10 protein-coding genes are annotated in these 13,096 nt (G+C 56.6%); 4 read left to right on the top strand and 6 right to left on the bottom strand.

Going from position 1 to position 13,096, the window contains the following annotated elements:
* Nucleotides 1-214 precede the first annotated feature (214 nt).
* The gene (gene folE2, locus D9N14_RS19020) at nt 215-1,147 is read left to right on the top strand and encodes a GTP cyclohydrolase FolE2 (RefSeq protein ID WP_317622647.1); all 933 of its coding nucleotides are present in this window, start codon (nt 215-217) and stop codon (nt 1,145-1,147) included.
* A 123-nt stretch (nt 1,148-1,270) separates the two neighbouring features.
* On the opposite strand, the gene D9N14_RS19015 is transcribed toward folE2, so the two are convergent.
* The 4 genes from D9N14_RS19015 to D9N14_RS19000 form a co-directional block, all read right to left on the bottom strand.
* On the bottom strand, nt 1,271-3,001 hold the full coding sequence (locus D9N14_RS19015; protein ID WP_290582707.1) for a carboxylesterase/lipase family protein: 1,731 nt from the start codon (nt 2,999-3,001) through the stop codon (nt 1,271-1,273).
* 97 nt (nt 3,002-3,098) lie between these two features.
* Nucleotides 3,099-4,538 (bottom strand): diguanylate cyclase, encoded by a 1,440-nt coding sequence (locus D9N14_RS19010; protein WP_290582704.1) that lies wholly within the window; start codon nt 4,536-4,538, stop codon nt 3,099-3,101.
* Nucleotides 4,535-4,936 carry a response regulator gene (locus D9N14_RS19005; RefSeq protein WP_290582702.1) on the bottom strand — a complete coding sequence of 134 codons (402 nt, stop codon included), beginning with the start codon at nt 4,934-4,936 and terminating at the stop codon, nt 4,535-4,537. The genes D9N14_RS19010 and D9N14_RS19005 overlap by 4 nt, the downstream gene beginning before the upstream one ends.
* A 99-nt stretch (nt 4,937-5,035) precedes the next feature.
* Complete coding sequence (locus D9N14_RS19000; protein ID WP_290582700.1) at nt 5,036-6,952, bottom strand: ATP-binding protein; 1,917 nt, start codon at nt 6,950-6,952, stop codon at nt 5,036-5,038.
* 376 nt (nt 6,953-7,328) lie between these two features.
* Between D9N14_RS19000 and D9N14_RS18995 the strand changes: the two genes are divergently transcribed.
* Genes D9N14_RS18995 through D9N14_RS18985 form a run of 3 tightly spaced genes read left to right on the top strand, consistent with a single transcriptional unit; the run spans nt 7,329 to nt 11,276 of the window.
* Nucleotides 7,329-8,063: an aspartate/glutamate racemase family protein gene (locus D9N14_RS18995; protein ID WP_290582698.1), complete on the top strand. Its 735-nt coding sequence runs from the start codon at nt 7,329-7,331 to the stop codon at nt 8,061-8,063.
* Between the two features lie 10 nt (nt 8,064-8,073).
* Nucleotides 8,074-9,201 (top strand): DUF917 domain-containing protein, encoded by a 1,128-nt coding sequence (locus D9N14_RS18990; protein WP_290582696.1) that lies wholly within the window; start codon nt 8,074-8,076, stop codon nt 9,199-9,201.
* 53 nt (nt 9,202-9,254) lie between these two features.
* The gene (locus D9N14_RS18985; protein WP_290582694.1) at nt 9,255-11,276 is read left to right on the top strand and encodes a TonB-dependent receptor plug domain-containing protein; all 2,022 of its coding nucleotides are present in this window, start codon (nt 9,255-9,257) and stop codon (nt 11,274-11,276) included.
* Nucleotides 11,277-11,300: 24 nt separating this feature from the next.
* Here D9N14_RS18985 and D9N14_RS18980 read toward each other — a convergent pair whose 3' ends face one another.
* A complete protein-coding gene (locus D9N14_RS18980) occupies nt 11,301-12,239 on the bottom strand; it encodes an ABC transporter substrate-binding protein (protein WP_290582692.1) in 939 nt (312 codons plus the stop codon).
* Nucleotides 12,236-13,081 (bottom strand): PhnD/SsuA/transferrin family substrate-binding protein, encoded by an 846-nt coding sequence (locus D9N14_RS18975; RefSeq protein ID WP_290582690.1) that lies wholly within the window; start codon nt 13,079-13,081, stop codon nt 12,236-12,238. Before D9N14_RS18975 ends, D9N14_RS18980 begins: the two co-directional genes overlap by 4 nt.
* Nucleotides 13,082-13,096: the final 15 nt, after the last annotated feature.

The following is a 13,096-nucleotide window of genomic DNA, read 5'->3' as shown; positions in this document are numbered from 1 at the left end:
TATAAAATTAAGCCTTAGTTGTGGTGGGGATATGATCAGGTAAATTTCAGAATATCGTCAGTTTGTTATAGAATCCCGCGTCATTTTAGCCGCTTGTCATGAGCGTAACCGTATGGGTTAATTGTCCGAGCGCAGTAAACTGTTACAACCAACGTATCAGGGCCTATGCTTGGAGGAGTCCTCTTACATCATGAAATTTTTGGATTTATCAGTAATGGGCAGTAAATCAATGCCTGACATCGCCGCCGTTTCCCAGCCCAAGGCCCCGGGCCTGCTGGATTGGGTGGGCATGAGCGAAATCGAAGTTCCCCTGTCCATCCCGACGCGTAATGGTGGCGTGGCCCATGCTGTGGCCAAGGCCCAGGCCTATGTGAACCTGATCAATCCTGAGGCGAAGGGCATTCACATGTCCCGCCTGTATCTGTTGCTGGATGAATTGTGCAGCCAGACCCTGACTGCCAGCAGCCTGCGGGATGTGTTGGCTCGCTTCCTGGAATCCCACGAGGGACTCAGCGACCAGGCGTTTGTGGATTTTCGTTTTGACTTTTTGTCCCGCCGTCCGGCCCTGAAGAGTGAGTTCAGTGGCTGGAAGGCTTATCCGTCCCGCATCATCGCTACCGAAGACCCTGATGGCTTTCATTTCGAACTGCGGGTGGAAATCCCCTATTCCTCCACTTGCCCCTGTTCTGCCGCTCTGGCGCGTCAGCTGATCCAGAAACAGTTCCGCGAGGACTTCGGTGCAGACCAGCAGGTGTCGGCCGATGAAGTTTATGGTTGGCTGGGTACGGAGCAGGGGATCGTGGCCACGCCCCACAGCCAGCGCAGCATCGCCGAGATCAAAGTGCGGCTGTCGGATGATACCGACAGTTTTCCCCTGGAAGAGCTGATTGACGTGGTGGAAGGCGCGCTCAAAACGCCGGTGCAGACTGCTGTGAAGCGTGAGGACGAGCAGGAATTCGCGCTGTTGAACGGCCAGAACCTGATGTTCTGTGAAGACGCGGCCCGTAAAATTCAGGCGGCATTGAACGAGCAGGTGTCCTATCAGGATTTCTGGGTGCGGGTAAACCACCTGGAAAGTCTGCATGCCCACAACGCCGTGGCCATCGTCACCAAAGGCCTGGAAGGTGGCTACCTGCCAATTCCGTAAGCGCTGTAAATCCAGCCCAAGGCCGCCATTTGCCTAAGGCCGAGATTGGAAAGAACCCCGCCATGGCGGGGTTTTTTGTGTCTGCGAATGGGGAACCCGTGTGCGTTTCTCCCGTGTGCGTTTCTATTGGAACTGCATTTCGATGTGCGGTTCCAGGTCGTCCGCATCCAGGAGCAGCCGTTTAGCACTGTTGGGCAATGGGGACCAGTTCAGCCAATCATCACCCAACGTGCTGTGATTGGGATCGCCGTTGCGGGCGAAACGGGCCAGGGACTTCACCATGGCGGATGACAGCGCCAGGCGCCCCGGGGCGTTTTGCTCGCTGTAACCGTTGGCGAAGATAGCGGCGTCGAAGCCACCCAATATGAAACCAATATCACCCCCGTGGGCAGACCCGTGAATGACATTCCAGGGGAACGGTTGCTGGTTCCAGGCCCATTCATAGGCATAAAGCTGTGATTGCTGGCTGGACAGCAGCGGCAGCAGCACGTCGTTCTGCAGGTAGCGGAACAGAGCAGTGGTGGCCCGGGCGCCGCACAGATTGGCAAAGTCGTTGTAGCCTCCCATCACAAAATCCGTGGCGCCGCAGTGCCCCTGTTGTGCCCGCTCCGCAGGCAACAGCTCCGGCGCGATGACGTCTTCCAGCGCCAGCGGGGTGTTTTCCGGTTGGTTGGCGTCGAATTCCAGCATATGGGTCCACAGGGTTGAGCTGTCGATGATCATGCCATTCTGGGTGAACAGTTTGCCTTCCTCCCGGGTGATGCCCATGATCAGGGGAACATTCAGGAACTGGCCGGTGGCCACGGCGCCATAGGGATCGACCGGCTGCACTTCTCCATCCAGGAACACGGCGGGGGGAATCAGCAGTTCGGGCACCATGGTGGTGGCGTTGAGCAGGGTGATGGCGCTTTGACCGTAGAGGAAGCTCTGAATCCAGGCGCTGTCCTGGGCGGCCAGGAAGGTGGCGGCAGACTCCGGGTCAGGGGCCAGGCCGTTCAGGATCACCAGGGTCTGCAACAGACCGTTGGCGAAGGCCAGCCCGGTTGCCGGGGTTTGGTTGAGCAGACCGGGGCTCATCATCACCGCCCGCTGGAACAGGTCATGGTTCAGGGGGGAAACCATCATGCTGAACACGTGGGAGGCACCCGCCGATTGGCCCACCAGGGTGATGTTGTCCGGGTCACCACCAAAGGCCGCGATGTTGCTTTTGATGAAGGTGAGTGCCTGCAGGATGTCGAGGGTGCCGAAGTTCCCGGAGTTGGAAGGTGAGGCCTCGGTGCTGTGCAGCGCCGGATGATGTAACCAGCCCAACAGTCCCAGTCGGTAGTTCAGGCTCACGAACACCACCCCGTGCTGGACCAGGGTGCTGCCGTCATAGAGCGAGCCGGCCCCGAACACGTGACTGCCCCCATGGAGGTACACCACCACCGGCAGTTTCTGTTTGAAATTCAGGGGGCGTTGAATATTGAGATACAAACAGTCTTCGCTGCCGATGGGCTGGTTGAATGTGTCCCGCAGGGACAGATCCTGGCTGTAGCCGTCTGGCCCGGGTCCGTACATGCTGCCCAATTGCATACAGGCCTGACTGAATTCACGGGCTTTGAGAGTGCCTTCCCAGGGAGTCGGGGGCTGCGGTGCCTGCCAGCGTCGTTCCCCGGTGGGAGCTTGGGCGTAGGGGATGCCCTTCCATTCGATGGTGCGCTGCTCAAAATGGAATGTCCCCTGAGCCTTGCCGAGCTCGGTGTCCGCCACATTGGGGGCTTTGCAGCCGGTGAGCAGGGATGTGCAGAGTAGTAACGAGAGGGAGAGAGCCAGGGTGATCGGACGCAGGCGTCCTGTGTTGCTACGGTCCATGTGTTTTTTCCTTCCTTGTTTTTGTTGATGGCGGCGTCAGTGCGTTCCAGCCCTGTTCACCTTAATCAACTGTTTGGAAAAAACCAGAGTATTCGTGTTACAGACCGGCAATGGAAACCAGATTGCGCCCGGTGCCTTTGGATTTATAGAGTGCTTTGTCGGCCCGGTTCATGGCGGATTCGATGTGTTCTTCATTCACATCCACTTCGGATATGCCGATGCTCACGGTGACATGAATGTGCTGACCTTCAAATTCGAAGGATTCCTGTAAAATCCGGTCACGAATGCGTTCCGCCATCAGTGAAGCCTGCTGCATGGTGCTTTCGGGTGACAGGATTGCAAACTCTTCACCGCCGAGGCGGCCGATGATGTCCGCTTCACGGGACTCATCCGTAAGTAAATGGGAGATGCGTTCCAGCACATGATCGCCGGCGAGGTGACCATACTGGTCGTTGATGTTCTTGAAGTGATCCAGGTCCAGCATCATGAAGGTTACAGGGTGCTGGTAACGTTTGGCCCGTTCCACTTCGGAATTGGCCAGTTTCATAAAGAAACGGCGGTTGTAGAGCGAGGTCAGGCTGTCCATGGACGCATAGAAGTCCAGTTTGCGATTGGCCTCCAGCAAAATGTTATTGAGTTTGGCCTGTTGGTCCAGGGCCGTTTGCAGGTCCTGGGTCCGCCGCTTGACGGTTTCCTCCAGCTCGGCGTTATGGCGCTCCAGGGCCTCGTGATACTGCTTGAGCTGGATGATGCCGGCGAGGGCCTCGCCATAGGACGTCAGCAGCTCGGGCAGCTCCGGGCAGGTCTGGACCCCGTCGTTGTTGATGATGCCCAGGGCGCCCATAGTGTGACCCTGATAGGTGAGGGGCTGGAAAAACTGGCAGCCGTGCTGGTCACCGGATAGTGGCAGGTGCGGGCTGAATGCCCCCTGGTTGCCGGCGCTGATCTGCAGCTGCAGTCGGTCGGTGGCGGGGTCCAGCAGATAAACCGCTGCGGAGGCCGCGCCCAGTTCCGGGATCGCCAACAGGGAATCCAGGGCGTGATGCAGTTGCTGCGACAGATCACCATCCCGCAGGGCCAGGGAGATGACATTGGCCAGTACCTGACGGAAGCGGCTGCGGCGTTGAATTTCGAGTTTTTGATGGTAGCTGTCGAGGGCGGTGCAGACGGTGAGCAGAAAGTCTTTTTCGTGCCAGGGTTTGGAAATGTAGCGGAACAGGCCGGCCCGGTTGACCGCTTCCCCCACCGCATCGGCGGTGGCCTGGCCGGTGAGCATGATGCTAAGGGTGTCTGGCAGTTGCTCCTTGACCCGCACCAGCAGCTCATCACCGTACATGCCGGGCATGACGTAATCGGCGATGATCAGGGGCACTGCCTGTTGCTCAGCCTTGAGCTCTGCGATCAGCTCCAGGGTCTCCTCTGCGCTTTCCGCCAGCTCGATCTGGTATTGGGTGCCAAAATGATGCTGTAACTGGCTCTTCAGGCTGGTCAGGACTATTTTCTCATCATCAACGCAGATTATGACCGGCTTGTTCATGACGAGACTTCCTTATGCGAGGGCGGCAGTGCCCTGAAAAAGTCTTCCTGGGTCCAGGGCTTGTTGATGCAGCAGCTGAGACGGGCTTCCTCTTCGGTCCGGCGGATGGCATCGGGGTCGGCGTGCCCGGTCAGCATGATCTTGGTGAGTTCCGGGAAACGCTGGTGAACCAGAATCAGGAATTCGTCTCCCTTCATGCCGGGCATCAGCCAATCGGAAATGACAGCGCGGATGTGTTCGCCATCCTCGATCAGTTCCTCGATCAGTTCCAGACCTTCCTCGGCGCTTTCGGCAATTTCCACAATGTATTGGTCATGGTACCAGTGACGCAGCTGTGCCCGTAGGCTCATGAGTATGGTGCGGTCGTCGTCAACACAGATTATATAGGACTTATTCAACGCCAACGTTCCTGGGATGCAATAGGTAAAATGTAGCGCCAGATTGTTTCCGGAAAACCTCTTTCCAACTATAGCAGATATCCGGCGCTGCCAGCAGCATCAAGCTGCCAGGGGTAAAACCACGGTAAATGTGGTCTGCCCGGGCTGGCTCTCAAAAAACAATCGCCCGGCGTGTTTCTCCACGATTCTTCGGCAGATCCCCAGCCCCAGGCCGCTGCCCTCGCCGGATTCCTTGGTGGTGAAAAAGGATTCCCACACCCGGTGTTGCAGCTCAAGGGGAATGCCGTGGCCGGTATCAGCAATCTGGACAATGATTTGCGGACAGGTGCCTGAATGGTCCACGCGGGTTCTCAGGGTCAGGGTGCCTTTATAATCCATTGCCTGCAACGCATTGTGGATCAAATTTGTCCAAACCTGGTTCAACTCGTCCGCGTGGCAATCCAGTGGGGGCAGTTCTTCAAATTCCTTGACCACTTCGCAGCCCTGTTTCAACAGGCCGCTGTAGAGCACCAGCACGGTATTGATGCCCTCGTTGATGTCACTTTCCTGTTTCTCCCCAAACTGATCCTGGCGCGCGAAGCTCTTCAGGGCAAACACGATCTTGGATGCCCGGGCAGTGGCGCTGTAAATGGTCTGGTTGCTGCGCATGATGCCGGTCAGCTGATGGGCGCTTTGGATCACTTCGAAGTACTTGGGGCCGCTGAGCATGGGCAGCATCACTTCGACCTGGTCCGAGAGCCCCATATCGATCAACATTTCAGCGATGTCGGCGCAATGCTGGATTTCGTGCTGGTCCAGCAATTTGGCGGCCTTGCGCTTGGCGGCGCGCTCTTCCCGGGTGGTGAGGGATTCCATGGGGCGGGCATTATGCAGCAGCCACAGGAACAGTTGCTGATCGGATTCCCGCTCCAGGCGGAACAGCATATCCAGGCTGTTGGCATAGGCGGTGTAGTATTTGGTGGCGTTGCCGGCAGAGGCCTGGATGGCCCCCAGCGGTGTGTTGATTTCATGGGCGATACTGGCCACCAGCTGGCCCAGGGCCGCCATTTTTTCGGAGTGGACCAGCTGTTGCTGGCTTTCCTCCAGATCGTTGATGGCCTTCACCAGTTCTTCGTTGCGCAGGTTCAGCTGCTGGGTACGTTCGTTGACCTTGCGTTCCAGCAACAGGTTGTACTCCTCCAGATCGTGGTACGCCTTTTCCAGGTTGATGGCCATTTCGGAGAACTGGCGTGACAGTACGCCTACTTCGTCGCTGGATTCGGTGCGGCCCTGGCTGGCGACGGAAAAATCCCCCTGCGCCAGGCGCTGGGTCATCTCGGTGAGCCGGATTATGGGGGCGGACAGGCGGCTGGACAGCCGTGATATCACCACAAAAGTAATCAGCAGAATGGTGGTGGCGGCCAGCAGGGAGCGGATGGTGTGGCCCTGGATGATTGCAGCGTTGTCCAGCCTGGAGCGGGCGACCTCATCCTTGACGTTGCTCAGGGAGTAGGACAGCAGCAATTCTCCCCACTGGCGGTTGCCCACCTCTACCGGTAACCGGTACAGGATGGCGCTGACCTGTTGCAGGGCATTGCTGAGGGCGGCGCCGGAGCCGCTGGGGGGGACGCCATTGGACACGGGAATTTGCAGACTGTCGGGATACAGCGTGTCGGAATAGATCTTCTGTTGCAGGCTGGAGTCCGCGGTGTGTACCACAATGCGGCGTTCGTGGTCGGTGAGGATAATGAACTCCAGCTCCTCATTGGTGCGGGTGATTTCCACCAGGGCGCTGGTGAGTTCAAACAGGTTGAAGGAGGCGATCTCCTCTTCCGCCTGGCGTTTGACCTGATCGGCCTGGAACAGGGCCCGGTTGTTGAGATTCTCCAGCAGCAGATCGGTCTGCTTGTTCAGCTCCCCCTGCAGCAGGCCCTTTTGGGTGCTGACCTGCCAGACGGTCAGGATCACCAGCACCGACAGCACCAGCAGCAACATAACCGTGACGAGTTTTTTACGAATACTGCTGTTAGCCAACATCGATATGACTACCCAGAGGGGGAAACCCGGTTATTTTTCCACAAAGGAGGAAAGGTCAAGCCGTAGGCAGGATTCGACCACCCTGTGTCAGGCGGTAATGACTTCATCATGATTCCTTTTCATGGTCTTCAACAAGCATGGTTCTGGCTTTTGTCCCTTAGACCTAATGATAGACGCTGTTGCACAGGTTCGCATTGTTGCAATGGATCGGCCTGGGGGCGCATCCGGACCTGCTAATTGATTGTTATATCAGCATTAAATGACAGACTGCCGTGACATTGCAAGCGGATGAAGGATGCGAATCTTTGTCTACAATGAGAATGAATGCGCCCTGTGTGCGCCTGTGTCCCTCCCTCCTGCTCAAGGAAGCTGCAATATGGCCATGCCCTACCGTATGAAAATCATCATTCCCATTAATGACAGTGCCTATAACCAGGAGCTGGCCGAGGTGGCCCGCGGTGTGGCACCGCCGGACCTGCAGGTGGATGTATCGAACATTACCCAGGGCAATTCCTCCATCGAAAGCCGTTGGGACCGAATGGTGAACGCGCCTTATGTGGTGGACCTTGCGATCCAGGCCCAGAATGAAGGCTACAACGGCATATTTGTCTCGGATTTTGATTATTGCGGTGTGGAGGAAGCCCGGGAAGTGGTGTCGATACCGGTGATCGGCGGCTTTCGCCCCAGCGCCTTTACCGCCATGTCCCTGGCCGAACGATTCTCTATCATCACGGTCCTGGCGTCGGTGGAAGACATGCAGCGGGAACATGTGCGCAGCTTTGGCATTGCTCCCAATTTCGCGTCCATCATTCCGGTGAACCTGCCGGTTCATGAACTGACGGAACGGGACAAGGTAATCCAGAAAGTCTATGAGTGCAGCATCAAAGCCATTGATGAAGATGGAGCAGACGCGATTCTACTGGGCTGCACCGGGTTCATGCACATTGCTGCTGCGGTGGCGGACAAACTGGCGGCCAAATACCAATGCAACATTCCTGTCATTGATCCCAATATGGCGGCGGTGAATTACCTGTACATGCTGATGCGTACGGGGCAAACACAGAGCCGGCTGACCTACCACGTTCCCCCCAATTATAAAAACCAGTCCTGAGGAGGCGTTCATGTATCACATAAATAAGGAAGATATGGAAATTATCGTCAACGGTGCCAGCTTTCTGGCCAGCGGTGGTGGTGGTGGTGTGCAGTCTGCCAATGACGTGATCAAAAATATCGTTTCCTTCGCCGATCAGGTGGCCGTGGCGGAGCCGCACGAAGTCCATGATGATGCCCGCTTGCTGGTGATCTGCGGCGTGGGGGCCCCGGATGCGCCCAATTTGAATTTCAAGCTTTCCCCCGGCTATGGATTGGAAGGTTTGCAAACTATGACCGGGGAGTCCTATCACTACGTGTTGCCCATTGAAGTGGGGGCGATGAATTCCATGATTCCCCTGCTGGCTTGTGCCCAGTTCGATATCCCCTTTGTGGACGCTGACGGTGCCGGTCGTTCTGTGCCGCAAATGAGTATGTGCAGTTACGCATTGCGGGGCTTTTCCACCCGGGAAACCCTGGTGGTCAGTGAAGAAGATGACCAGTATCCACTGCATCCGGATAATGCGGAGGACATGGAGGCACAGGTGCGTAACATTGTCAGCACCAAGTTGCAGGATGCCGGGACCGTGGCTACCTGGTCGCTGACCGGCAGGCAAATCCATTCCCCCGGTGCCCTAGTGCCGGGATCGCTGGCGGTTGCCCGCTCGATTGGCAAGGCCATGGCGTCGGCCAGCCCCCTGGCGGCGGTACAGGAAATTATTGCAACCTGCTATCCCGCCCAGGCGGTGATCCTGCGGCGGGGTAAAGTGACCGCCGCTACTAATCGGGTGCAGGATGGCTTTGATGTGGGCACGGTCACGTTGCAGGAAGGGACGCGTCAGGTGACCTTGTATTTTGTCAACGAGAGCCTGCTGGCCACCATTGATGATGGCAGCAATCCGGTTGCATTCATTCTGGGCCCCGATATGATTTGTTCCATGGGGGTGGATGGCACCCCGATGACCAACTCCGAAATCTGCAGTCAGTTTGCTGCCGGGCATAAGGTGGAGATCACATTGTTGTGGGTTCAGGCGGTGGACACCATTCGGGTGCCTTCGATGTTTTTTAAGTATCTTGCGTTGCTGCTACAGAAATTCGGCGAGGTGAATCTGACGGGGTATCGCTTCCTGGAGGATGTGCCGCATATTTTGGGCGAGTAAGCGACAGAGCCTGCTACGCGCAGTGACATGAATGCAGTGAAATGAGAAGCGACATGGGATCAGTGAAAGGGAAGACTGTTGGGTGGTTGGCGTTGGGATGTGGCCTGGGGTTGCCGATGGTGGTGCAGGCTGATGGGCTGCCGCAACTGAAGGAGGAAATCCGCTGGTTGCAGGAGGAACGCTATGTGACCACAGCCACCAAAACCCGGGAGAGCGTACGTAAGAGTGGTGCCACCGTCACCGTGATCACTGCAGCCGATGTTCAGCAAATGGGCGCACGGGACCTGATGGATGTGCTTAAACGGGTGCCCGGCTTCGGCATAAACCGCTTCAATATGGGGACCAGTTCTGTCGAGGTGCGGGGGGTTAAAACCGACTTTTCGGAGAAGGTTTTATTCCTGATCAATGGCCATCCGGTGAACAATAACCTGGTCAACGGCGGAGCGCTGTCCAGCTACAACCGGTTTCCAGTGAAAGACATCAAAGTTGTGGAAATTGTACGTGGCCCCGGTTCGGCGCTGTATGGCGCCAATGCTTTCGTGGCGGTGGTGAACATCATCACCAAACAGGCGGAGGATGTGAATGGCGTAGTGGCCACCGCTGCTGCGGGCAGTGACGAGACCAACCGGCTGGATCTGCAATACGGCGGCACCCTGGGCGCTGTTGATGTGGCGGTGGACGCCAATCTCTACCACAGTGACGGCTGGAAAGGGGAGGTGGCATCCGACGCCATCGGCCAGTCTGGCGATACCGACTACTGGCAAAAACGTTACGATCTCGGATTCAATGCCGGGTATGGTGAATTCAGTTTGCAAGGGCGTTTTGTCCAGCGGGAGGCCGGTGGATACCTGGGCGCCAACAATGTTTTGAACGATGGATCGGAGCAGGAATACCGTGAGTATTTCCTGGAGGGGGCGCATCACTATGACATCAATCCCAAGGCATTCCTGACCACCAAACTCTATTTTGATCATTTTGAATTCGATAATCTGTGGGATGTCTTTCCACCCGGTTTTGACGATGGCAGTACAACCTATCCTGAGGGGCTTTTTCTGCGCAGTCCGATTCAGCACGATAAAACCGGTATCGAATTGCAATTAACCTGGAATTGGCTCAACGGACACAAGTTGGTGTCCGGTGTTATGTTCGAGCATCAGGCACAGTATGGCGTTGAGTTGTGGACCAATAACGGTCAGGGCCCGATGGTGGATATTTCCGATGTGGCGAATTGGAATGACAGCCACAACCGTAATGTGCGGGCACTGTATGTGCAGGATATCTGGGACCCCAGCGAACAGGTTCGGCTCATCGTGGGGGGGCGCTATGACGACTACAGTGATTTTGGCAATACCTTTAATCCCCGTGCCAGCGTGAGCTGGGATTTTTCAGAACGCTTCCAGGGTATCGCCACTTACGGCTCTGCGTTCAGGGCGCCCACCTTCGGTGAGCTTTACAACATCAATAACCCGGCCATTGTGGGCAATCCCCTGGTTGAACCGGAGGAAATTGAAACCGTGGAGCTGGGTTTGAATGCCTGGCTGAGCAAACGCAGCACGGCGCGGGCAACCTTGTTCCGCAACAACATCGAAAACATCATCGGTGCACGCCCGCAGCCACCGGCAGTGGCGTATTACGACAATATTGGTGAGCTGACTGTACAGGGCATCGAGCTGGAATATGCCCATCGGTTGCAGGATGGTTCCAGCATCAACCTGAACTACACCTATCAGGACCCGATCAATGATCTCACCGATCGACGGGCGGCAGATGTGCCGCTGCACCGGGCCAATATGCAGTTCAATTATCGCTATTCCCGCCACATTTCCGCCTATCTGGGTGTGCTGTATGAGAGTTCGTTGAGCCGGGAGGCGTTGGATACCCGCGCAGACGTCAGCGATCAAACAGAAGTGGATGTGTCCATCACCTGGCGCAGCCGTGCTGAAAATCTGGTGCTGACTGCCTCATTGTATAACCTGTTGGATAAGGATCTGGTGGATCCGGCGCCCGGGGTCATGCTGTCGGACTATCCGAATCCAGGGCGTAATTTTATGCTGGAGCTGCAGTTCAAATTGTAAAAGCGGGACTGCTGGCCAATCCCTTCACTGGTCCAGCAGTTCGCTGACGGAATTGAGTGCGTCGCTGTCAAGATTCAACTGGTATTCCCGCACTTTCCTGAGATTGAGGGAGACATTGCTGCCGGCCGGGAACTGAATGTTGCTCTCCGGGGCGGCGTTCTGCAGTGACTGTACCATCAGGGCAGCCTGACGTCCGGTGGTGGCGAGATCTGCATTGATGCTTAGAGTGGCACCCAGCTCCATGAAGAACGGGTTATAGGCGAACACCGGGATTTTCCGGCGGTGCGCCTGTTCGAACAATTGAACGGTGTTGGCCTCTGAATCCAACACTTCCGGGTCCGGCAGAATCCAGATGGCATCACTGGATTCGAGCAGTGCCTCGATATGAGGTGTTCTTGCTTCGCCGGCTGCAATTTTCCGCGTGTTCAACGTCAGTGACAGGGCTTCGGCGGAGTGCCGGGCATCCTTCAACACATTTTCACTGGTGTCGCTGTACAGCACGCCAATGCGCTGGATGTTCGGGAAAAAGTGCTTGAACCACGCCAGCTGTGCCGCCGGTGCTACGCCATCGGTCACCCCATAGAAGTGCTTTCTGGACTGGAATTCGCGCCAGCTGAGTACTGAACTGTATACCACTGGCGTAGCCGGGCTCAGGTAATCAATGGAGCCCAGCGCTTTGGCGCCAACGCAGTAAATGGCTTGTACGCGGTGTGCGTTCAACATGTCCTGCAGGGTTTCTGTGGGGAGTTCGTCTTCCCCCAGGTCCACCGTAACCAGCTCTGCGCCCTTAATGGTTTTGAGGAATGCCTGTACCGGCACCTCATAGCGGGGCAGCGCGCTGTTGCTGTTGACGACCAGCACGGTGAAGGTGTCCGGTTGCTGCGGCAGTGCGGTTCTGTTCTGGCAGCCGCCGATGGCAAGGCTGCAGCACAGGGCGAGTAAATACCTGAGTACCGTGGTCATAGTTGCCCCCCCCTATCCTGGGTGGTCGGTAACAGAGTCCATTCGTCCAGGCCCAGTAACTTGAGGCCAAGCTGGCCATTCGGGGACTGGCTCATGTCAAGCAAGGCTTCCAGGGCAACCTGCAGGGCAGGCAGGTGCTGTCGGTACAATGCCACCACCAAGCGCTTCTGCGGTGTACTGGTGCCCAGAACTTTGAGAAGTTGATATTCGTTGCGATACAGTAACTCGTATTTTTCGTAGCTGTTCTCGGTGGCCAGCGCGGCATCGGCCATCCCGAAGCTGACTGCCAGCAGAGCATCGATATCTTTCGGAACGGTGAGCAGCCGTAACTGCTGCATGGGCAGAGGAGCCGTGTTCAAGCGCATGGAACCCAGCAGGGAATACACATAGTCTTCAGTGCCGGAGACGGCAAGGGTAGCGTGCTGCGGCGACAGGGGGGCTTTACCGATCAGTAATTTACGGAACGTGTCGTTGCCGTCCTTGATGCCCCGTAAATAGGGTGTCAGGTCGTTGTTGCTGGATTCCAGTTGGTGGTATTGCCAATCGGACATGATGAACAGGCTGGCCGGTTTGTTGGCGATAAGGGCGGCAAACGTGGCGCGGTCATCCACCGGTTGCAGCTGGATGTTGTGTGATACCTGAAAATACTGGTCAAAGGTGTTCTTCAGAACCAGGTTGCGATCGCTGTGGGATTCCGGGTTGAAATGGTAAACGACGATGGTTTCGGCCTGGGTGGAAACAGCCCCGCAACACAGCAGCAGACAGCAGGCACACAGGAGTGCCTTTAAGGCCAGGCTGAAGCTGTTTGTGGTGGACTCTGGTCGTGACAACGTGTCGCTCACATCCCTAGGTATGAA

This window comes from Ketobacter sp. (assembly GCF_003671495.1).
GTDB lineage: Bacteria > Pseudomonadota > Gammaproteobacteria > Pseudomonadales > Ketobacteraceae > Ketobacter.
Note: the sequence above shows the minus strand (reverse complement) of the source record. Positions and strands in the feature narration are given on the sequence as shown.